This window comes from Legionella sp. PC1000, from assembly GCF_014109805.1.
Taxonomy (GTDB): domain Bacteria; phylum Pseudomonadota; class Gammaproteobacteria; order Legionellales; family Legionellaceae; genus Legionella; species Legionella resiliens.
On record NZ_CP059400.1, the window covers coordinates 2,900,067 to 2,922,174 of the forward strand.

Genomic DNA, 22,108 nt, shown 5'->3' on the forward strand with positions numbered 1-22,108 from the left:
TATTTTAAGTCAACTTATCGACAATTAAACTGGGATTTAGCTGCTAAAAGAAATCCAATTAAAGACGTTGATGCAATTTTTACAACAGTCCATAATTCATTTGATCAAACTGAATTAGAAGAGTTTGAGCAATCGATATAAATCATTCAGTCTCTAGGAACGTTTAATTAAATATTAAAATCAGTCCAAGTCACTTTGGCTTGGCTGGGTATCCCGAAATATCGAATTTAGATCATTTTGATTGAAATGAGTACACAGCTCAGGTATAATTTTCCGGACTTCTTGGAGCAGAGTAATCATGAAATATAACGTCCAAAATAATCAAGCACTGGATTTTTGTATGTCAGTGGAGTTGAGCGACTGTCAGGACATCATTGTATATTCACCACTATATGACAAAAAAGCAAAAGAAATTTATTATAATCAAGCTGATTTCACCAATATAAATTCTAGTAATAACGAATTCTTAGATATCCTTGGTTTTTTTAATGATTCTCGTTCAGCAGTTGCTGTTTTTAAACTGGGTGGGGGTGTATTTCATTACTTTATGATTCAAAAAGAATGTGTAAACAATCAGAACTTCTACCGCATTTTACAAGCTTATGATGAAGAGTACTCCCTGCAAGACTGGTTGCAACCAGCTAGAAAATGGAGCACCACAGCAAAGGAAAAATTTGGGAAAGGGCAATGGCTATCCCAGGAACAAATACAAGAATTCGTTCTTAATTTAAAAAGAATTTGTCAAGACGATGAAGAAGCTTATTTCAGCAATTTTGGAGTAAAAACTACCTTTACGGATTCTGTCTTTATTTCTGTAAACCATTTTTTAAAGAAATTCGATTGCCAGGAACAGATTACTGTTACATTGAATCCTCCCACGCCAGTCTCCTCTGCATTAACGGAAAACAGCATGTTTACAAAACCTGGATTTGAAAACAAAACGGATAATACTCCACGGATAAACCATACGCTGTGAGAAAAAACCGTGACAAAAGGATTGTCGCACTTGGAGTTAAAATGCGCCCCGCGATTATTTTTTATAACTCATTGAGTTTATTGATAGGCCGTATAGGGTTCGAACCTATGACCAAGAGATTAAGAGTCTCCTGCTCTACCAGCTGAGCTAACGGCCCGTTTTTAAAATGAATTGCAAAGAGAATTGTTAACCATCTACCATGTCAACTACACTTAAATAGTAGCTGATATCGATAAATTTTCCAACCCTATCTCTGTACTTAAAATTGTTTTGGATATGGTTGATTTTTAACATTTATTTAGATAAAGGCTGGATTGGACAAGTTCAGCCTGACATTGTTTTTTCTTAATCAGGGCATTCATTCTACTCAGCACGTACAGCTAGTAGATTGAGGGCAATTTTGTCCTGAGGTAACGTCAGCTTTTGACCTCCACTAATTTTTTCGTCTACGTACCGCGCTTAATTTTTTCGCCTACATACCGCACTTATTTCTTCGCCTACATACCGCACTTATTTCTTCGTCTACATACCGCACTTAATTTTCTCGCCTACCTACCGCACTTATTTCTTCGCCTACCTACCGCGCTTATTTCTTCGCCTACATACCGCGCTTATTTCTTCACCTACATACCGCGCTTTATGCGCGGTATCCAGGGGATCTTGCTATAGGAATGCTCAACCGCATCTTAAAATCTCGTTATGGATACCGCGCATAAAGCGCGGTATGTAGAGAAATTTAAACAGTACATAGAGAAATTTAAGCAGTACGTAGAGAAAATTTTAAATAAAAAACTGATGATACCTCAGGTCAAACGACCCAACCTACCTTGCCTTAACTTGGTGACCCTACTGGATAGAGCTTTGATACGGCATATTTCTCTCGATATGCAACGAACAGAAAACCGATAACTCCCATTGCCAGCGTGATCGGGATAACCCCTACCCCGTAAATAAAAGCACTCGCTTCACGAATACCACCATTTGCATTGACTACATAACCAATTACTGTATGGAACGCATAGCCAAAAATCATGATTATCATGTTAGCAATCGCGGTCGTCAAGCCAGCAAGATGCTCAGGAACGTAAGTAGAAACTGTATAAATCGCCAAAATCTGATAAGCGCAACACATTCCAACCAATATAAACGATATGGTAATGCTGGATACTGTTAACATACCTGTAACAAGTGCGGTGAAGACCACGCACATGGTTATTCCAGCTGCAATGATTGTTCCCAGGTAATACCCCGTTTTTTCTGCGATTAAACTTAAAATCGGCGATCCGAAACACATTCCTATAAAGATCATTGAAGGCAAGTAGTTTGCTGTTGATGTATTCAAACCATAGACTTGTTTTAAAAAGCCAGATCCCCATACATCAGAAAAACCTTCAAGAGGTCCGAGCATCAATCCGGAAAAACAGCAAATCAAGATTACTTTTTTATTGGTAAAAACCGTTTTAATATTGGAAAGGACTGATGTGTGATAAGTCGGTTTTTCATCAGGCACAATAAAATAGGTTATGCAAGCCAGTATGAGACCAATAGCAATAAACACTTCAATTACCATTTTATAACCCACTGCCTGACACATGTAACTTACAGGTCCTCCACCATAGACAGCACCGATAAGTCCTATCATCACCGAAAAACTGAGCATCCGGGAAAAATGCTGCTCTTTAAAAGCCATACGTATGATTTTAAATGTTCCCAAAATGGCAGCAGAAGATCCAATACCAATTAATGCCCTTCCTGCAAGCGGATAGAACCAATGATCAGCAAAAATAAGCGGCAGCAATCCAATAACAGGGAGCAAAATGCATATTGTCATTACTTTTCTTGGCCCAAAACGATCCAACATGATCCCAATCGGCAAGTGCATTAAAGAGTAACCAAGATAATAAACACCAGAAAACTGCCCAAAAACCGTCGCATCGATATGAAATTGCGACGTAATATCATTCATCATAATATTGGGCATCACTCTAAGAACATATTGGTATGCATAAAATATTGACGCAATAATCCATACAAACCAGGCAACAACTCGTGATGTAGACATAAAAATCCTCAAAAAAACAAGCAGCTAATATACGCACAATGGCTATAACCTATGCATTAACGCATATTTTAATTCATTTTCTTTGAAATTTTATTGCAAATATAAGTCTTTATTGAATTAATTTGAATTAAAATTTCAATTTTTAATGATTTTTTAGATTTAAATGCTAAAATATAAAAAATTCATGTTATTTTTAAACACTATGGACCGCACTGATAAAAAAATACTTGATATACTTCAATCAAATTGCCAAATCAATAATCAAGAGCTCGCAGACATGGTTGCCTTATCCCCTTCTCCTTGCCTCCGCCGTGTGAAATTATTGGAAGATAATGGATACATAAAGAAAAAAGTGGCTCTTCTTGAACCCGAAAAAATAGGTTTAAAATTAGCCGTGATTGTTTTAGTTGGATTAAATAGTCACCAACCCGCTGTGATGAATCAGTTTGAAGAAGCGGTGCGTTTTCTTCCTGAAATCGTTCAATGTTATTTAATCACAGGTCAATCCGCAGATTACGTATTAAAAGTAATTGTACCCGACCTAAATGCATACCAATCTTTTTTATTAGATAAGCTAACACGTATCAATGGAGTAACGAGTGTCCAATCAAGTTTTATATTAAGAACTATTTGTGAAACAACTGCTCTTCCACTAGATCATCTCGATTAATTATTTGCTTCTTTTGATTAAGGTTAACCAATATTGATCTCATTTTTCAAAGGACCATCATGCTCTGGGCGCTGATTTCACTATTTTTCTTCTGGCTAGTTTACAGAGAACTCACTGGTCACTTACCCATATCCAAAGGCTATCTCACCGTATCGCTGATCTTGGCTTTGTTATTTGCGTGGCCTCCTTTTCATCACTGGCGTTTTGAACATTTTTTAACAGAAATTGCGAGTGAATTAGCCGAAAATCATCCTGCAAAAGTACACTGCAATACTTTATTTGACACACTTTTCGATGAAGAACCAAGAGTTTATGGTCATGCGGACCCCAAAACTGGATATATTGTTATCCAATATCCCAAATGCTCACTCTTGATGGATTATGTGAGTCATCCTGAGCGTGCAACTTTGGATGAAATCATCACGCTAAATATTCTAACCCATGAAAGCATGCACGCACGCGGTGAATATAATGAAGCAAAAACCGAATGTGAGGCAGTACAAAGAAATTATCGCACCGCACGCCTACTTGGAGTTCCAGATAATATCGCCAAACAAAATGCTCTTGATTACTATAATGATGTTTACCTCAAGCGCCGTGATGGTTATTTCTCCAAAGAATGTGCCCCAGGTAAAGCAATGGATGAGCATTTAAGTGATTCGACTTGGAATGAATGAACGCTTAATTAAGTATTCATTATTAGCAATTGTTGACTAACCCTAATCATTTCAAGGAATATAATGAATAACCTTTGACAACATAACCTACTGTAAATAAACATGAGAAATACATTTCTGCTCGAGACGATGATCGATTCATGTTAAAGAAAATACTGTTCTTGATATTCTTGGTAGTAGGATTGTCAAGCTGCAATAAACGTGTTGCACAGCAAATCGTTTTGCCAGCTAAATTTCCTTCCAGTACAAAGGATTACAAACCCATGGCCGATTTACCTTATGTTGCTTGGTGGCAACAGTTCCATGATGTAGAATTGAATCAATTGATTGAAGCTGGCTTGAATAACAACATGGACATTCACATTGCCATAGGAAACTTACAACAAGCACAAGGTGAATTGAAGCAAGTCAAGCTCAGTTGGCTTCCTCTAGTACAAATACTTGCTGGCTACTCTACCAATCCCGCCCTTGGAGCGCCCGGTGCATTTTATGGGATATGGCCCTATTATTTTGTGAACATTATGAAGCTTTGTGCGCAACAGAAGCAAGCCACATACAATGTTCAATTTTACCACGCTGCAATTGAGGGAATGCGCCTGGCATTAATTGGCCAAATCGCATCAGCTTACTTCACCTTAATTGCGCAATTAGAACAATTAAGATTATTGCAACAATTAGATAGTGACTTGAAGTCATTAATTAAATTGAGCCAAGGGGACATTAAAATTGGTTTAGAAAATGAAATTGCCCTAGCCCAGTTGCAAACTGATGAGCGTCTGATTGCCGCACAAATTAAACCTATTTTGCATAACATTGTGCTCAGTGAAAATGCGCTTCGTTATTTGATCAATGCAAATCCTGGCAGGATAAACAATAAAAATAATTTCGCCAAAATAGATTTTTCCCGTTTTAAACCAGGCAGCTTACCCGCTACAGTATTAAACAATCGTCCTGATTTGAAAATGGCACTCTATGCCTTAAAGACCGCTCATGCAGGTATTAAAGTTGCCTACAGTGATTTTTTCCCCGGAATTCAGTTAGATGATTTTATCGGTGAAGTAGATTTGCCAAACAGTACTTTTGCTGACACAACTGATGCTTACGTCAATTGGACGCTTGCCCCCAGTACCTTAGGAAAAATTGCGGCAAGTAAAGGCGCCTATAATGCAAAAGCTGCTGAATTCAATAAAACAGTCAGGCGGATTCTAAAAGAAGTCGATAATGACTATTCTGCCAACAGACGCATGAATGAAAAATTTATGGCTTACTTAGGTGCCGAAAAGGATTATCGCCACAAATACAAATTACAACAAGGATTGTTAAAAACAGGATTAATTTCTTATAAAGAATTATTACAAAGCAAAATCTATTTGGATAACTTGGCGCTCTCAACAAATCTGGCCAAGTTAGAACTTGTTATGTCATTGGTTATTTTATATCAAGACTTGGCGGGTGGATATGCATATACTCAATAGTCACTCTAATAGCTCTTAGGAATAACCTGTGTGCAGCCAGGAATTTGGTTAAGTATGGAATTTTAACGGTAACTTATATTTATGATACATTTACGCAGATATCGTCTACACGTTAAACAGGGATTTGTTCGATTAAAACACTGGTTTACCATAGCCAATGTCGTCATTTTGATTGGTATTGTAACGAGCATTATTTATATTTTTTCTTATTTATTCCCTTTCACAGATAATGCATTTGTCGTCAATAACGTACGCCCCGTCGCAGCGCTTGCGAATGGCTATATCACAGACCTTTATGTGCAAAATGGAGAAATTGTTACAAAAGGACAAAAGCTTTTCACTGTCTTTCAAAAACCCTATATATATGTGGTGGAACAACTTAGTGCGGATTTGGCAGGTGCCGAGGCACAATTAGCTGCGTTAAAAAGCACTTATGAGCGGGATCTCAAACTCAGTGAAAACGAGCAAAAAAGCTACATCAGGCTCAAACAGGATGATCAAAAATATTCTAAAGGCTACGCGTTAAAATCGGTCTCTCTTATTACCTTACAAAATTCCCAACAAGAAACAAAAGCTGCTCAATATAAATGGGATGCCGCTTTAAAACAGTTGGAAATTGTTCAACATCAAATGAAAGCACAAGAAAATGAAATTAAATCCCTTCACGCACGATTAAAAAATGCCAAAGTGAATTTGGAACAAACCAATGTATACGCACAATGTAATGGGATTATTCAAAATTTGTTTTTTAGTATTGGAACACCAGTAAATATTAATCAACCTCTTTTTTCTTTAGTGGATGTAGATAATATTTACATTCAAGCAAATTTTAATGAAACGGATTTGGGGCATGTGCGTAAAGGCGCAAAAGTATTGATATTTCCCAGAATGTATCTGGGAAGAAAAATGTTTCATGGTGTAATTGATTCAGATTATTGGTCGGCTAATCGACAATTAGTAGACAACCGTACTCAGCTACAAAATGTCATCAATGAAAATCAATGGATCTTATTACCACAAAGACTTCCCGTGATCATTCGAATCACCGATCCTGATCCTCATTACCCGCTGCGCCTTGGGACAAGTGCCTATGTCTATATCAAAGTTTAAGCAATGGCTTGATGAAGTTGATCCCTACGCATTACAACGAATTACTCTATATAAGTGTCTCTTTGTTGCGACTATAGAAGTATATGTTTATTGGTTGTTTCAACCTGTCAGTTTCCTTACTTTTTTTGCTCCCTTTCTTTTGGTTGGCATGTATGAAGCCCCAGTACTCACCACTTTTAAAGAAAAAGAGTGGTTGCTGTTTTTTATTGGCATTGCAATTATTCTCATCAGTGTATCCTTTTATCTTGTCTATCCATTTCGTGGCATCTTTTTCTTTTATTCAGTGTTTGCCTTCACAGTAACTTATTTCTGTGTATTAAAATATTTCTATGCACTAAAAAATTTAATCATGTTGCTTATAGCAACTGGAGCTGTAGTTTTGAGCACAGAGCCACCTGCTAACCTTGAAGTCGCATATGGTTTTATTTCATCAACTTCATTAGCGATGATCTTTGTATTCATTAGTTTGAAATGTTTCCCCAATGTCTATTTAATCGTATGGAACAGGGCCATGCAAAAATTTATTCAATACCTTGAGGAAGATATTGATTCTGCCATAAATCAGAATAATAACAGTCCTACAGGAGAGGAGATTCTTCATTTGGGAATGGTACGAAACTATCGACGAATGCTTCCTAAAAAATACATCATGCAAGCGTGTCGTATTTCGGTACACATAAGAAATATCCAACACGCATTAGATAATTTATATTATGAGGCAAAGAATGAGATATTTTGGTACGGTATAAAAAATAATCTCCGTTGGCTTAGGCTCAATATGCAAACGTATACACAATGCGGCACGCCCACAATGCCCATAGAACCAGAAACAAAATTACAGCATTACGTTATGCATTGCTTACAACAAGCATTTATCCGTTGGAATAAATTATGCTTTCTGCGACACAACTGAAAAAGAAACTTGATTATGCACGTTTTACTCAACTGGCAATTATGTTTATGGTTGCCATGTTGATTTATTTATTTTCAACGATACCTCATAAATTTTGGGTTTTACTCACGGTTCTGGTGATTAGCGCAGGAATTGAACCCGGGCTTATTATCAGACGAGCTGTTCATCGTATTGGTGGAACTTTTGCCGCTTTGTTGATTTTGATTCCTTTAATTTATCTAATGCAGTTAAATTATCGATTAATCCCTGTCGTATTTATTATTTGCATCATTGGATTATCTGTTTCAGCATTAAACACACGCCGCTACGATATTAGTGTATTTTTCATTACTGTTGTAGTTTTTTTGCTATTAGCGCAAACTACTGATGCGAATTCACCTGCAGGCCCATTTGAAATGGTAGTGAATCGCGGCATCTGTACCTTAATCGGTATTTTTATTGTTCTAGTAGGTGATTATTTTTTATTTCAAGCTTATCGTTATTCACAAAAACTCTATTTATTTCACCAGATGATTGTTTATAATTTTTTTAACAAAATCGTTAAGGAAATAATTAAGTGTCGGACAGAAAAAATTAATACGTTTATTTTTGTTGAAAAACTACGAAGTCAAGTAATTAAAAATTGTGCCCCCATTGCAATTAGTTCTGAAAATTTAAAACTGGAAGTTAAAATCAGCCCTGAAACCAAAAAACGAATTGATATTTTTCAGGAAACAATTTGGGATATACGCAGGCTCATATTTGCATTATGTGTTTCTGAATTTGTTCTCCATTCCACACCAGCAACTGAGAAACACCTACAACAATTTAAGATCCTTATGAATAAAGCAAGGAACAATTTTATTTATACTCAGGATATTTTAGAGTAGCCTTTCTTCCTATTATTGTAAGTTTGAAACTAAAAACCTAGGGCAAAGTATTCAATAAGCTTGATGAATTATTGAATACTTTCAATCTCGTTTTATTTGTACCTCAAAGAGAACTTAATATCAAAATCCCAATTGATTCATGGTGGGTCCAGGCATGGGTTGTCTCTTTTCTTTGATAACATCATTTAAAATTCTTAATTCAGAAACAGCAGTTCTTTTCTTTTGCTCTAAAACCAGAATAGCATCATTCGCGCGCTTAATTTCATCAGATGTTTTTGATATTTCTTCACTGATACTCCTTTCCTCATATTCATACATCTCCATAGGAGAAATACCCATTGCTTTTAATCCTAGATTTCGATCGGTTTGATTCGTTTCCATGAGCACCTCGTTGCGAGTTGATTGGTATGATTCTTCATGGATTGCGGTTGCTTCATAAGTCTTTAGGTGAGCCTTTTGCCGTCCTATAAAGTAAGCCCTGCGCGTTCCAGCCTCATTCAAAACCTTTTTGAGTTCATCAACTCGATTATCCAGAGACACGAAATGCGGTTCGTAAGAGTGGTTAATTTCGATTAGTTTATCCAAGCTTTGTTGATTAAAGTATCGGCGCAGCTCAGCAGGGGTTTTAAGCGGAAATTTTGACATAATTCATTCGCCTGTATGTGAAAAACTCTGAATAATATCACTCTTTATCCATATAAGAAACTATTCCATCATTGTGTTTATTTCTCACTCTATAGTATTCAGGAGCTATTTAGAATTTTGGGATTGAAGTGTCTCGTTTTACCAAACAATTTAACACGAAAGCATATCTAGCCATCAAGCCTCGCTAAAACATTGAACTCAGTATTAGGAAAAGCATGAAACAGATTAATTTTTATGAGATCTGCCAAAGTTTTAGTTTCCATTTTTCGCATAACATTTGCGCGGTGGACTTCTACCGTAGATATAGATATATCAAGTTCATGAGCTATTTGTTTGTTTAATTTCCCTTCAATGACTAAATCCATAACCTGTCGTTCACGTTTGGTTAAGCGTTCCAGGCGTTGATAGAAATCAGATTGAGACTGGATGGAATTAGTGTGAATTTTTTTAAGGCATTTTTGCGTAATTTCCAGCAAATGCTGGTGATTTACCGGCTTAAGAATAAAATCAGCAGCTCCAGCCTTCATAGCTCGCACAGCCATTGGAATATCACCGTATCCGGTGATCATGATTACTGAGAGTTGAGTTCTTAAAGTATTAATATGTTCCAGTAACTCCAGTCCGCTCATGATAGGCATACGCACATCGATAATTAAACATCCTTTTTGTGTCGCATCATAACTATCCAGAAAGGCTTTGGCATTTTCATAAGTTTTTACTGGGATATTTACTGATTCAAATAACCAACGAAATGACTGGCAAATTTCAGGATCATCATCTACTACAAAAACAGCTACATTAGCAAAACCCATATCAATTCCCTTGGTTAAATAATACTAAAATAATTAGAAAGCACAATGCGGCTATCCCCAATATAAACGGTTAATTTTTCTTAATTAAAGCAATTCCTGCATTACGAAAAACTCTTCGACCACTTTAACAGATTTAACCGCTTTTCTATCCATTTTCGTGAATTTTAGTTTATTAGGGTTTACCATAGCGCCTTCCAAGGTAAAAACTAACTAGTCATATTACGATAAAATTTTGAATAATATCGAAACGCTTAATCTAGCATAAAGAAAGCCAATATCCAATTTCATCGGGAGATTCTATTCATGGATAGAAAAATAGCAGTTGTTACTGGAGGTACAGGAGGAATAGGTACTGCAATTTGCCGTCGTCTCGCAGCGAATTATAAAGTTGTTGCGTGTTACTTTAAAAATGGTAAACATGATGAAGTATTGCAATGGCAAACTGCACAAAAAAAAGCAGGGTATGATATTGAAATTCTTTTTGCAAATTTAATCAATTTTTCTGATTGTGAAACACTCACCAATTCAATTATTGAGCGCTTTGGCCGCATTGACATCCTGATAAATAACGCAGGGGCCACATGCGATGTCAGCTTAAAAAAAATGGAACCTCACCATTGGCAACAGATAATTGATGCAAATTTAACAAGCACTTTCAATATTACACGTAACGTTCTGCCCTTCATGATTGAGAATAATTACGGGCGTATTGTGTGTATTTCATCAATTAATGGTCGAAAAGGACAATTGGGTCAATGCAATTATGCGGCAACAAAATCTGCATTATTTGGATTCTCAAAAAGCTTGGCTCTGGAAGTTGCAAATAAAGGAATCACTGTAAATACCATTTCCCCTGGTTATATTGAAACATCCATGGTCACTACTTTGAAAAAAGACATCCTTGATAAAATCACAAGCAGTATCCCGGTAGGACGACTAGGTAAACCCGAAGAAGTTGCCAATGCAGTTTCATTTTTAGTAAGTGAAGAAGCGGGATTTATTACGGGTTCTAATATAGATATCAATGGCGGTCAATATATGAGTGCTTAATTGAGTTCTGCAATCGCCCATAGCCAAATCACATTCCAGCCAATGATGTGATTTGGTCTGAATTGAATAGAACATATTTTATTTCAAATATAAAATTCATGGCCAATACAGATAATATTGAAGAAATTAAATTAGATCTTTCAACACTCTAACAGTCTACACTTCACTCACTTCTCAAAAACAAGATAAAATAGTGCCTTTTTCTTTCTTTGTGTAATAAGATGGAAATAATAAAGCATTTTTTACTCAAAAATAACTTTAGTATTCAACTGAAAATCAATAACAAATGACATTTATTGAGTTTTTCGTGGGAGATGAATCATGCCAAAGCTTCATCCTAATATTGAGCTAGTAGAGGTAAAAAAAGACGAGTTGCCAGAGAAAATTGCATCCTCTTTATCAAAGGGAATCACGGAAAAAAGAATATTATGCGATCAATTTGGTGCTTATTATCTGATCAAAAAACCGGATCCCCTAACAGTAGAAGATGTATTTAAAGGATATCTTTCTAATGAGGAACTGAAAAATCCTTCATTTGATACAATGGAACATATTTTCTCAATCAAACTTGAAAGTGCTTTTCTTGAGGTTTTAATTCCTCTTATGGCAAAAAAAATGTTTGAGGGTATTTTAGTTGTCCCCGAAAACTATCTTTATGTTGATAAAGATAAGTCAATCGGCGTCATTTCTAAATTCATAAACAGTTTTTCCGAATTTTTAGCAAAAAAAGAAGCAGTCAAATCAGAACCTTTATTCGAACGAGAATATTTACCCAAACGTGCTCATCTATCACTCACATCAGAAGAAGCAAGAATTCTAGGTCAATTGTATGCCGTAGCTTTAGTTTTTAATTTATGGGATTTATTAAATTCTAAATTACTCAACTCTGGCTATTGCATGGATAGTAATGCTGTAAAGCGAGCCGCCATTGTTGATTTTGGTTGTGCAGGTATTCTGAGTTACAAAGGACGGCATGCAGATACTTTAGCATTGGATGATCCTGATTTTTCTCCGGCTAAAAAAATAAGTTACTCATTTTTTGGACAGAACTATCGTGATCATTACCGTCATGGTTTTGCTCTCCCCTTTGATAAATTAGTTGCGCCTCTACTTCCTCATACAGTAATTTCTGATTTATTCAACATGTCTGAAAAAGATCCAATTAGCCGCTCCATGCTTGAAGGTTTTTGTGAGGCAATTACAGTAGCTGAGAAAAATATGAATCAAAACCCTCATTTATTAGAAGAAGCATTAATACAGTCATTCAACGCAATTACTTTAGATTCTTCATTACACGCCGATGAATTGAAATCCCATTTAAATGCTGAGTTTTATGGTAAAGCAGAAAAAAATTCACATTCCCTGGTGGCGCTTCTTCAACAACGTCTTGTCAGCGCCAAGATGCTTATCTATCAATTTAAAGCAGGAAAACCGGCAACCATGATTCATGAGGAAATAAGGGACTGCTATTATTATTCTCAGTGTTGGGGAAACACAAAATGAGAGAATTTGCTATTTTATAATTTTGTGTATATTACTTAATATTGTAATCCACCATTCCAGTTGAATCATCCTAAAATGCGAGGCATGTAAATGTTTAATCCTCTTGATAATCGGTATCTTTACAATATCTACGATTTTAATATGCGTTTACTTCAACCTTACTCAGATTATTTTGACAATATGGCAAAACGCTTTCGCAGAATTTCTGACAACATTAATTTACCTGTTCGCATTCCTTATATGTCAGATGATGAGCAAAGTGGATTGAAAAAAATATTGGATGCAACTTCAGGTCATTTTCGTAGATTATCCGGATATTCTTATATATTTCATATGGTTACCAATGTATATGATAAACCAAAATTTGATATTAACGAAGTTAAAATCAAAGATGAATATTATGATATTCAAGAAGAACTAATACACAAGAAAAGTTTTTGCAATCTGATTCGTTTTAAAAAAGTAAATGGGGAACGGCTGAATTTACCCAAACTGCTCGTAGTTGCACCAATGTCTGGCCATTATGCAACCTTATTACGTGATACCGTGAAAAATTTACTTCCTTTTTATGATGTCTATATCACGGACTGGAAAAATGCGCGCGATGTCCCTTTAATTGAAGGCTCATTTGATTTGGATGAGTTCATCGAGTACATCATTTCTTATTTAAATTTACTTGCACCCAATTTGAATGTTATGGCAGTCTGCCAGCCTACGGTTCCTGTTTTAGCTGCAATTGCGCTTATGTCCACCAATAATTCGCCCAATCTACCGCGTACAGCGATATTACTTGGAGGACCAATTGATACGAATCAATCTCCCACATCAGTAAATGAGTTAGCGTCTTCCAGAGGAGATGACTGGTTCCAACAAAATGTAATTTCGATTGTACCTTCTCGTTTTCCTGGTGCGATGCGTCTTGTTTACCCGGGATTTATGCAACTTGCGGGTTTTATGAGTATGAATTTTCAACGTCATATGGAATCATTGCAAAAAGCGGTTGATCGCTACGGGGAAAATGAAAAGGAGGCAGCTTTCAAGATAATCAAATTCTACCTTGAATATTTTTCTACCATGGATCTGACTGCTGAATTTTATATGCAGACAATAAATACCGTATTTCAAGAAAAACTGTTAACAACTGGTCGATACAAATCGCGTGGTCATAACGTACGTTTACAGGATATACAGAACACCTCTATTTTAGCAATTGAAGGTGAGCGGGATGACATCACAGGCGTAGGACAAACAAAATCAGTGCTGGGTTTATGTAAAAATTTACCGGACTCCATGAAAAAATATTTCCTTGCAAAAGGAGTAGGTCATTATGGATTGTTCAACGGCAAGAAATTCCGTAATATTATTATTCCAGAAATTCATGCCTTCACTAAGGAACATGTTGATTAGAGGTTTTCGTAAGCATTCACGCTATAACGTCGTTACCCCAAACATAGCATAGAGGCTCTAAAGCCCATCAATGCTGCTCCAATGCATAGAGAATGAATAAACGTTTAAGAAATAAAGCATCAAAAGGATACGATTTTTATACTTTTTGTTCTACTATTATTGAAAGCCAATTATCTCCGCATACAAATTTAGAATAATGAGATTTATGGATAACTTTGTATCATACGGGATCGATGAACTTTAATGTCTAAAAAACTATATATACTACTCATACTGTGTGTTGGTGCTTACTTTCTTCTTTTACAGTCCCATGCTGCCTGGTCGTTTATTATTGATGATGTTTATATCCCATTACGTTATGCCAAACATTGGATTAGTGGAAGTGGATTGTTATGGAATCGTGGAGAAGCCCCGGTAGAAGGATATTCCAGTTTTAGTTTTCTTCTGCTGTCTGCTGCAGGAATGGCTTTAAATTTAAATCCTATTCTTTTATTAAAAGTGGCAGGTTTTTTGGGATTGGCGTTTACAACGTGTGCAGTATATTGTTTGTCCCGATTATTATGCTCAATGTGGTTTGCACTTATTCCTTGTTTTTGGCTGTTAATGTATCGGGGGCAAATTTTCTGGGCTGTGAGTGGCATGGAGACAGCAGTTTACCAAGCATTTATTTGCTTTGCCTTGTTTTTTTTATTGCGGGGAATAGGTTATACCCTATTCCCCGCAATACGCACCCAATCAAAACCCTTGTTTTTAGTTTTTTCGGGGCTATTTTTTGCATTTGCCGCATTAACACGTCCTGAAGCCCCTATACTCGCTCTTCTATTTTATATGTTAGCACTTTGGGATCGTCCATCCTTTTTTAAAACATATTACTGGCATCTTTTTTTAAGTGGGCTAGTATTCGCTGGAATTTTTGTGCCCTATTTTTTCTGGAGATGGCATTATTTTGGCCGGTTACTTCCCAATCCCATTTATTGCAAAGGCTTCAGCAATGAGTTTATCTATAAATTAGATTGGTCTTATCTACGTTTTGCCTGGCCTTTTTTACTCCTTGCTGCTGCGGCGAGTTATAAGTCAAAAGATAAACTTCTTTACTTTTTTTGGTTGCCATCACTTATTTATTTGCTGCTTTTATTGAATGCCGATCCTCTTTCAGCATACTTCAATCGTTTATTTCTACCTGCTTTTGCGTTAATTCTTCCTCTTGCTTTACAAGGATTAATGCGCTTTCTTGACAAGTATCTACCAGAAAGGAATGAAGTTTATGCATTTACTTTATATATTATTGCGGGAAATATCGCATTTTTTTTCATCCCAGCAATGAGTTTAAAAGCGTATCGTACTTTTACTATCAATCCCCAACAAGGGGAAGTATTAAGAGAACGTGTTGCAGACTGGTTAGATCGTTATATACCCCAAGGTTCATGGGTGGCATTGGGTGATGTGGGTCTCATTGGTTATCGAAGTAATTTGAATTTTTTAGACTCATATTGTCTTAACAATAAAGCGATGAGCTTCCATCCAGATATGTATCAGTGGCAATGTGACGAGGTGATGAAAATAAAGCCTGAAGTAATCATTCTTCAATCTACGATTGACAAAAAGGGACAGTTATATTACCCGGCAACAGATGCATGTTTACGTGAAAAACTTAAAACCAATTCCAAGTACCATTACAACATCAGTTTAACATTTTGCAGTTTTACTATAGATTGCCATAGCTATACAATATTTTTAAGGAATAGCAAATAGGTGACCTCATTCTTTCTAAGAAAGTGATTGGATTATGCGATATAAAATTACCGAACAATTTGCACGAGGTGAAGAAAAAGTCATTGCCGAGTTTGGGGAATTGAATGACACACGCATCTTTCTTGCGAAAAAATCAGCAAATGCAGATTTGGAAAAACAAAAAATTATTTTCAGGCTCTATGATGATTCTGATTTAGTACATGAAATAAATCGGGAAAATATTTCTGTAGCTTATGCGAAATTTGCAGAAGGTAATGGAGATCTTAATCTTATTCAACTTCCATTCCACGTTATGATTAGGACACAAACTATTTTGGAAAAAAGAGGAATTGCAAACTTTAATGATAAAAATGACGCGAATTTATTCATAATTAGCAAATGTGAATCAGATGAATCCATCCAGGATAATGATCTTTTTTTCTTATTTAAAGGACAAAATCTAATTGATACCCTAACCCGAATTATCAACACCCATCGGGAAAAAGAAGCAACACGCAGCACTAGAAATGAAAAAAAAGCAACATTTCATCCGACACCAATGCCAAGGCGTCCAACGCCTCCTGGAGGTCCAAGTGATTGCTGGATTGAGGAAGAAGAAGATGATGATAATCAATAAGAGTTCAGAATAGAATAGGGAACTACCCAAACAGGAAGCAATCTTTCTTAAACTCGTACTACCGCCCTTGCGCACATTATCTCATCGCGGCATTCAGATACAAAACACGCCAACATTTCCTTAATTTCGGATTGAATTTCTTCTTTAGCTTCGGAGTCTATATTTTTAATAAATTGCTCCGGATGATTTAAAAGAGCATTTAAGGTTACGATCTCGGCAGGAAAGGAACTATTGAAATGTCCATCAATAACAAGATCAATCGCATTAACTAAATTAGGGTCCTTTAGTTTTCTTAGACGATTTAGTATCGTTTGGGTATGGACTTTAAATGTATTGACTTCTTTAAAAAATTTATAATGTTCGCGCATAATATATTTAGTTAACTAAAATTCTTGCCACAAATAACAAAAAGCTGCAGTATTGTATAACAATATATAATTTTATTCTATTTTCATGCACAGCAGATCCGTTTTTTTCACTGTTTCTCCTTATGAGTTTTCATCAATAGATAATTTTGATTCTGTTTTTCGCAAGCTCGTATTATCTGCCTATGCGAACCGCTATAAAAGTGTGGCTGATGCTCGACTTTATTTGGCTATATCCGGAATAGATTTGGAATCTACCGTCAAGATTCTTTTGATCATGGAACAAAATGGACTACTCCATACCTCTATAGCTAATTCCATCTTTGCTCCAGTTGGATGTGGTGATATTGCAAATACGTTTTGTAAAATGATAACAGGGGATGAAATGATTTCCTCCGGGAAAGAAACTTCTTCCCTACTACATCTTATTGAAGAACTGGAACAAGACTTACCCAAAATTATTCGTATCGACATACCAGGACATTCCTATGTCATGCTTGCTTGTGAAAAAACATCCAAGGGTGTTTTAGGATATATCTATCAATCAAATGTAGCCTATGGCATGGAAGATAACTCTTTTTCTCTTGCAGCATGGCTGATGGATACAAAATCATTTAAAACGAATCTTTCAGAACATTTGCACAAGCTGGCTCTCTTAATAAATCCTGCCATTTCCAATTTGGTGAAAGCACATATCTATCTTGAATTATATTCCGCCAACCCTATAGTTGAAGTGAAAATCCCTGCAAACATGCAAGAAATTATTTCATATATTAATGAGAATATTTTTTTCAAATATAAAATCAAAACAATTTGTGCCAAAGACATGCTACTTATTTCAGAGCGAATAAAGAATTTGACCATTCAAAATCCGAGCGAACTGCAGCAATCTTTGGATACCTATATTGCTAAGATGAAAGAAGAATTGAAAGCTTTAGATTATCAACTTCCTGTCGCAGAGCCCCTACAACAATCCTATCCGCAATAAATTGAGTTCGATTTTTCATTCCTGATCGATTATGGTACAATGTGGGCAACATTAGATTGGAATTAACACGTGTTCTTCTCAGCATCTCCAAAGAGTCATCCATGGATAGCCAGTCTTTATTTTTTTCAAAGTATGCCCTATGTGGTAGTCACTTTGATCGCAACCATTATGTATCAACAGTATGGAATGACCAATACCCAGACTGCTTTCTTGACCAGTCTCTTCATGCTGCCTTGGACAATTAAGCCTCTATTTGCTCCTTTTCTGGAAAATCTTGGTACGAAAAAAAAATTAACGCTTTATACTCAAGCGACTGTGACTCTGCTTTTTATAATATTGGCATTTTGTGTTGAAAACCCCAATTTTCTTGTGATCAGTTCATTAAGTTTCGCTGCCCTTGCCTTTATTTCCTCACTTCATGATATTGTCTCCGATGGTATTTATTTACTTAATTTAAATAGTGAAGAACAAAAAAGATATGTCTCTTTACGAAGTTTCTTTTATCAAATGGGACGCTTAATCATTAAAGGAGGTTTATTGGCTTTTATTGGAAGCTTAGCCTTGAATTACGAACTTAAGGTGTGGCCAATGTTTTTTTTCAGCTTGTTTGCTATAGGTTTTGTACTCACCCTGTATCATAAAGCCAGAATTCCAGAGGCCCAGACAAAACAAGAAACAATTAATCCGAATTATCGCCAAGTTTTTAAAACACTTCTTTTTAATACTGCACTCTATCCTATCTTATTTTTTATTTTTTTATACAATTTTTCCGAAGCGCAAATGCAGAAGATTATTCCTCTATTTTTGCTCGATAAAGGGGGATTAGGTTTCAATTTATATCAGGTGGGACAACTATACGGAATTTCTGGGAGTATATCCTTGATGCTGGGTATTTTTGCGTCAGGATGGCTTATTACGCATTTTCTCCTTGAAAAATGCTTAAAAAATGTGACCATATTGTTGCTACTAGGTCATTCACTTTACTTTTTATTCCCCTTATTTCATGCAAATACTCCTCTACTTTATCTTGTTATTTTATTGAATCAATTTTCCGTGGGATTAGCCAATGGGACTTATATGGGATACCTATTGAAGGTTGCCAATGAAAGTGATTATCCGATGTCAATGTATACCGTTTGTACTTCCCTCATGGCTTTAAGTTATGTACTTTTTGGCGCATTAAGTGGCTGGATAGAACACCTATTGGGATATTCCGGTTTTTTTCTTTATATTTTTGCAGCAAATACCGTACTAGTCATTATAACCTGCAGCGTGATGAATAAGTATGATTGATTTCCTCGTTACATTAGAAAATGAATTAGCTCAAGCATCCTCACTGACTGATTGTGATTATGCCTTGAGTTGTTATTTAAATAAAAAAGGTATTACAACATTTTCATTCACTTATTATGCCTACCATCCAAATTCAGCCAATCGCTTAAAATATGATATGTGTTCTGCCAATTTCAAATCCTGGCATCAACATTACCTTGCCGAACAATACCATAACATCGACAGTACACTAAACTTTGTATATAACAACCATTTACCGATTTACTGGAATTTAAAACAGCAATTGGCACAAGCAACCAGTGAGTCAGAGCGTAAAATGCGCAGCGATTCCATAGCATTTGGCGCGGAATCAGGTCTATCAATTCCTATTCATGGTCCCCATAATAATTTTGCAATTCTGTTATTAGTACAAATGCAACATCAACAATGTAATTTACAAAATAGTTGTGCACAATATGAATTCTTTGTTGCAGCACATCACTATTACCATTACATTCAGACTCATCTTTTAGATCAGGTTAGTGAAAAAGAAGCATTTCATTTAACCCAACGGGAAATTCAATGTTTATTGTTGATTGCAGAACAGCATTCCGTTAGAGAGATGTCACAACGACTCGAAATCAGTGAGCGAACCATTAATTTTCATATTCAAAAAATCAATAAAAAATTAGGCACCAAAAATAAATATCAATCTTTAGCTAAGGCATTAGAGCATCAATTATTGACCTTATGATCTCCAGGACCCCTGTCATAAATGACAGTGGTTACTTATTAATTACAAGTATTAAAATTTAACCACTTGTCTATTGGAGAATCATAATGACTTTTTTGAAGAAAATTATGCGATTAACCATGTTTGTTGCCTCTCTTATTCCTGCAGTGACCAATGCAACATTAACCTTATACACCACCAATTGGTCTATGTATGGCCAAAATCCTTATGAATATGATGGCGCTTATAAAAATGGTCGACCTTATGGACAATTAGCCTATGTTTCCAATCCAGAAATGGTTGCTCAATTTAATAAGGCTGATGTCATTGCCTGGAGTTTTTTACAAGTATGGAATAGCAAAGATCCAAACCAGGCACAGTATCAAATCCCTTCCAGTTGGGATGGATTACTGCATTTTGCCGATCTCTGGGGTGAGTTACCTTTAGAAGGATCCTGGATATCACCTTTACCTCCAGAGACTAAAAATTTCCTGGATTTTTGCGCCGCAAATCAAGGTGCATGTACTTCCGTACAAATGAACGGCAACACCGGTCAAAAGGAATTATTTAATTACACAGATCAAAAAGGAGTAGGACAACTCAATAGCTTTGGCGCTTTTATTCATTCCAATAAATATGCCGCAAAACGTATCATTGCGATTGGCGGAGCGAATACGATAGATAATAAAGGAATCAGTACAGCCACATTTGCTGCAATCTTTGCCAATCAGGACAAATTCCTAAATCAATTTAAATCCTGGATGAATCATTTTAAAAATTTAAAGGGAATTGATTATGATTTCGAACCACCTATTGATTTGCAAACTGGTGGCCAATTACCTCCTGATGCAAGCACATTGGCAGACTACAAACATCTTTTTGATTTAGTTAAAGCCAGTCGACACACGTTGGGCAAGGATGCATATATCTCTGTAACCATTACCGTGAATAAGGACTATTTGGAAAAAATCAACCAATCCGTTGATGGCGGTTGGTTTAAACAAATTGCAAATTACGCTGACAGCGTCAATTTAATGACCTATGATTTGCACGGCCCCTGGTCACAAAGCAGTGATCCCTATACCGCAGTTCATGCTTATTTAAAACAACCTGATACTACCCGTAAGGATGAGTTTGCAATCAACTATGCAACCGATTCCATTACAGAACAAGTTCTTGCATACGGAATGCCCAAAGAAAAATTACAAGTAGGTTTAGCTGCCTATGGAAGAGGCTTTTCTGGAGTAGAGTTTGGTGAAAACCCCGCCCTTCCTGGCTTTGAACAACCTTGGTCCGGGGCCAGCCATTTTGCTGCTGAATATTCAATACAGGATGGTCTTTTACCTTATAAAGCCGTAAATAAATTGGTAAATCAACTCAATTATAAAATGTATCACGTGAATGCTTTGGATAAAAATAACAATTCATTCATTACCGGATCCTATCTCTACAATTCAACAGCGAAACAATTTGTGGGCTACCAATCACCTGAAGTAGTTAAAGCGGTATGTAGATTTATCCAGGACAAGCAACTTAAAGGCGCTATTATGTGGAGTGCTGATACAGATTTGCCAGTTTCTAATCCCAATAGTCTAGTTGCTGCTTATAAAAGTCTCTGTAACTAATATTTTATAGTCTTGGCGCAGTAGAACCCATGGCCGTCCAGCTAAGAGTATTTGTTTTATATTGGCATCAATCATGGATGGATTCCTTCCGTCGCAGGAATGACAAGATCCACTTTCTACTTAGCTTGACGGCTATGCAGCAGAACCCGAGAAATGCCTTGCTGCGCCTAGGTTACAAGCGTAATTTTTTACGTATTTTAGCCAGTTAAAATTATCAGTTTGCACTATACTATATATAGGAGCAGGAAATTGGAGGTATAGGATATGAACTCACCTATAGAGAACGATCCCTATGAAGCCATAGTGAAAATAGAGGAAATAGTTATTTCTAAAATAACTGGAAAAAACATCGATGCATTGAAAATACATTTGAGTGATAAATGTGATTTAGAACATTCAGGAGCTGAAGGAACAATTATTGAGCTGGCTACAGGTAAAATCATCTACCGATGTCATAAACAAACCATAATAGACCAATAAATCTCTTTGAAAATCATTCATATTCCCCTATCTTGCTTTTATTTTTTCAACTTACTATAAATATTCAGATCATTTATAATGAAACGCTTACTTAAATTATAGGCATTG

At 36.1% G+C, this 22,108-nt stretch carries 21 protein-coding genes and 1 tRNA gene; 17 read left to right on the forward strand and 5 right to left on the reverse strand.

The window, feature by feature from the left end; all coding sequences use genetic code 11:
- Nucleotides 1-298 precede the first annotated feature (298 nt).
- The gene (locus FOLKNPGA_RS12635; RefSeq protein ID WP_182350241.1) at nt 299-976 is read left to right on the forward strand and encodes a hypothetical protein; all 678 of its coding nucleotides are present in this window, start codon (nt 299-301) and stop codon (nt 974-976) included.
- 84 nt (nt 977-1,060) lie between these two features.
- Here the strand turns inward: FOLKNPGA_RS12635 and FOLKNPGA_RS12640 are convergent.
- Together FOLKNPGA_RS12640 and FOLKNPGA_RS12645 are read right to left on the reverse strand one after the other, a co-directional pair.
- Nucleotides 1,061-1,133: transfer RNA gene (locus FOLKNPGA_RS12640), tRNA-Lys, on the reverse strand.
- A 675-nt stretch (nt 1,134-1,808) separates the two neighbouring features.
- Complete coding sequence (locus FOLKNPGA_RS12645) at nt 1,809-3,038, reverse strand: MFS transporter (RefSeq protein ID WP_182350242.1); 1,230 nt, start codon at nt 3,036-3,038, stop codon at nt 1,809-1,811.
- Between the two features lie 202 nt (nt 3,039-3,240).
- On the opposite strand from FOLKNPGA_RS12645, the gene FOLKNPGA_RS12650 reads away from it, so the two are divergent.
- From FOLKNPGA_RS12650 to FOLKNPGA_RS12675, 6 genes are all read left to right on the forward strand, one after another.
- Nucleotides 3,241-3,708: an Lrp/AsnC family transcriptional regulator gene (locus tag FOLKNPGA_RS12650; RefSeq protein WP_182352856.1), complete on the forward strand. Its 468-nt coding sequence runs from the start codon at nt 3,241-3,243 to the stop codon at nt 3,706-3,708.
- Nucleotides 3,709-3,767: 59 nt separating this feature from the next.
- Complete coding sequence (locus FOLKNPGA_RS12655; protein WP_182350243.1) at nt 3,768-4,385, forward strand: hypothetical protein; 618 nt, start codon at nt 3,768-3,770, stop codon at nt 4,383-4,385.
- 140 nt (nt 4,386-4,525) lie between these two features.
- Nucleotides 4,526-5,860: a TolC family protein gene (locus tag FOLKNPGA_RS12660; protein WP_182350244.1), complete on the forward strand. Its 1,335-nt coding sequence runs from the start codon at nt 4,526-4,528 to the stop codon at nt 5,858-5,860.
- An 81-nt stretch (nt 5,861-5,941) separates the two neighbouring features.
- Nucleotides 5,942-6,970, forward strand: a complete 1,029-nt coding sequence (locus FOLKNPGA_RS12665) for an HlyD family secretion protein (protein ID WP_182350245.1) — start codon at nt 5,942-5,944, stop codon at nt 6,968-6,970.
- Complete coding sequence (locus FOLKNPGA_RS12670) at nt 6,951-7,883, forward strand: hypothetical protein (RefSeq protein WP_182350246.1); 933 nt, start codon at nt 6,951-6,953, stop codon at nt 7,881-7,883. The genes FOLKNPGA_RS12665 and FOLKNPGA_RS12670 overlap by 20 nt, the downstream gene beginning before the upstream one ends.
- Nucleotides 7,862-8,752 (forward strand): FUSC family protein, encoded by an 891-nt coding sequence (locus FOLKNPGA_RS12675; RefSeq protein WP_182350247.1) that lies wholly within the window; start codon nt 7,862-7,864, stop codon nt 8,750-8,752. The genes FOLKNPGA_RS12670 and FOLKNPGA_RS12675 overlap by 22 nt, the downstream gene beginning before the upstream one ends.
- 120 nt (nt 8,753-8,872) lie before the next feature.
- Here FOLKNPGA_RS12675 and FOLKNPGA_RS12680 read toward each other — a convergent pair whose 3' ends face one another.
- Together FOLKNPGA_RS12680 and FOLKNPGA_RS12685 are read right to left on the reverse strand one after the other, a co-directional pair.
- A complete protein-coding gene (locus tag FOLKNPGA_RS12680) occupies nt 8,873-9,397 on the reverse strand; it encodes a hypothetical protein (protein WP_182350248.1) in 525 nt (174 codons plus the stop codon).
- 167 nt (nt 9,398-9,564) lie between these two features.
- Nucleotides 9,565-10,209 carry a response regulator transcription factor gene (locus FOLKNPGA_RS12685; RefSeq protein WP_182350249.1) on the reverse strand — a complete coding sequence of 215 codons (645 nt, stop codon included), beginning with the start codon at nt 10,207-10,209 and terminating at the stop codon, nt 9,565-9,567.
- Nucleotides 10,210-10,512: 303 nt separating this feature from the next.
- Between FOLKNPGA_RS12685 and phbB the strand changes: the two genes are divergently transcribed.
- The 5 genes from phbB to FOLKNPGA_RS12710 all read left to right on the forward strand — a co-directional run bounded on the left by phbB (nt 10,513) and on the right by FOLKNPGA_RS12710 (nt 16,537).
- On the forward strand, nt 10,513-11,259 hold the full coding sequence (phbB, locus tag FOLKNPGA_RS12690) for an acetoacetyl-CoA reductase (protein ID WP_182350250.1): 747 nt from the start codon (nt 10,513-10,515) through the stop codon (nt 11,257-11,259).
- A 321-nt stretch (nt 11,260-11,580) separates the two neighbouring features.
- Nucleotides 11,581-12,762, forward strand: coding sequence for a hypothetical protein (locus FOLKNPGA_RS12695; protein WP_182350251.1), 1,182 nt, complete (start codon nt 11,581-11,583; stop codon nt 12,760-12,762).
- Nucleotides 12,763-12,852: 90 nt separating this feature from the next.
- Nucleotides 12,853-14,169 (forward strand): polyhydroxyalkanoate depolymerase, encoded by a 1,317-nt coding sequence (gene phaZ, locus FOLKNPGA_RS12700; protein WP_182350252.1) that lies wholly within the window; start codon nt 12,853-12,855, stop codon nt 14,167-14,169.
- A 243-nt stretch (nt 14,170-14,412) separates the two neighbouring features.
- Complete coding sequence (locus FOLKNPGA_RS12705) at nt 14,413-15,921, forward strand: protein LphB (protein WP_182350253.1); 1,509 nt, start codon at nt 14,413-14,415, stop codon at nt 15,919-15,921.
- 34 nt (nt 15,922-15,955) lie between these two features.
- On the forward strand, nt 15,956-16,537 hold the full coding sequence (locus FOLKNPGA_RS12710) for a hypothetical protein (protein ID WP_182350254.1): 582 nt from the start codon (nt 15,956-15,958) through the stop codon (nt 16,535-16,537).
- Between the two features lie 47 nt (nt 16,538-16,584).
- Here FOLKNPGA_RS12710 and FOLKNPGA_RS12715 read toward each other — a convergent pair whose 3' ends face one another.
- Nucleotides 16,585-16,905: a hypothetical protein gene (locus FOLKNPGA_RS12715; RefSeq protein ID WP_182350255.1), complete on the reverse strand. Its 321-nt coding sequence runs from the start codon at nt 16,903-16,905 to the stop codon at nt 16,585-16,587.
- Nucleotides 16,906-16,990: 85 nt separating this feature from the next.
- Between FOLKNPGA_RS12715 and FOLKNPGA_RS12720 the strand changes: the two genes are divergently transcribed.
- From FOLKNPGA_RS12720 to FOLKNPGA_RS12740, 5 genes are all read left to right on the forward strand, one after another.
- Nucleotides 16,991-17,890 carry a hypothetical protein gene (locus FOLKNPGA_RS12720; protein WP_182350256.1) on the forward strand — a complete coding sequence of 300 codons (900 nt, stop codon included), beginning with the start codon at nt 16,991-16,993 and terminating at the stop codon, nt 17,888-17,890.
- Between the two features lie 69 nt (nt 17,891-17,959).
- Nucleotides 17,960-19,183: an MFS transporter gene (locus FOLKNPGA_RS12725; RefSeq protein WP_232891229.1), complete on the forward strand. Its 1,224-nt coding sequence runs from the start codon at nt 17,960-17,962 to the stop codon at nt 19,181-19,183.
- On the forward strand, nt 19,176-19,916 hold the full coding sequence (locus FOLKNPGA_RS12730) for a LuxR family transcriptional regulator (RefSeq protein ID WP_182350257.1): 741 nt from the start codon (nt 19,176-19,178) through the stop codon (nt 19,914-19,916). The genes FOLKNPGA_RS12725 and FOLKNPGA_RS12730 overlap by 8 nt, the downstream gene beginning before the upstream one ends.
- Nucleotides 19,917-20,002: 86 nt before the next feature.
- Nucleotides 20,003-21,520 (forward strand): glycoside hydrolase family 18 protein, encoded by a 1,518-nt coding sequence (locus FOLKNPGA_RS12735; RefSeq protein WP_182350258.1) that lies wholly within the window; start codon nt 20,003-20,005, stop codon nt 21,518-21,520.
- A 264-nt stretch (nt 21,521-21,784) separates the two neighbouring features.
- A complete protein-coding gene (locus FOLKNPGA_RS12740; protein WP_182350259.1) occupies nt 21,785-22,000 on the forward strand; it encodes a hypothetical protein in 216 nt (71 codons plus the stop codon).
- The last annotated feature ends 108 nt before the right edge of the window (nt 22,001-22,108 follow it).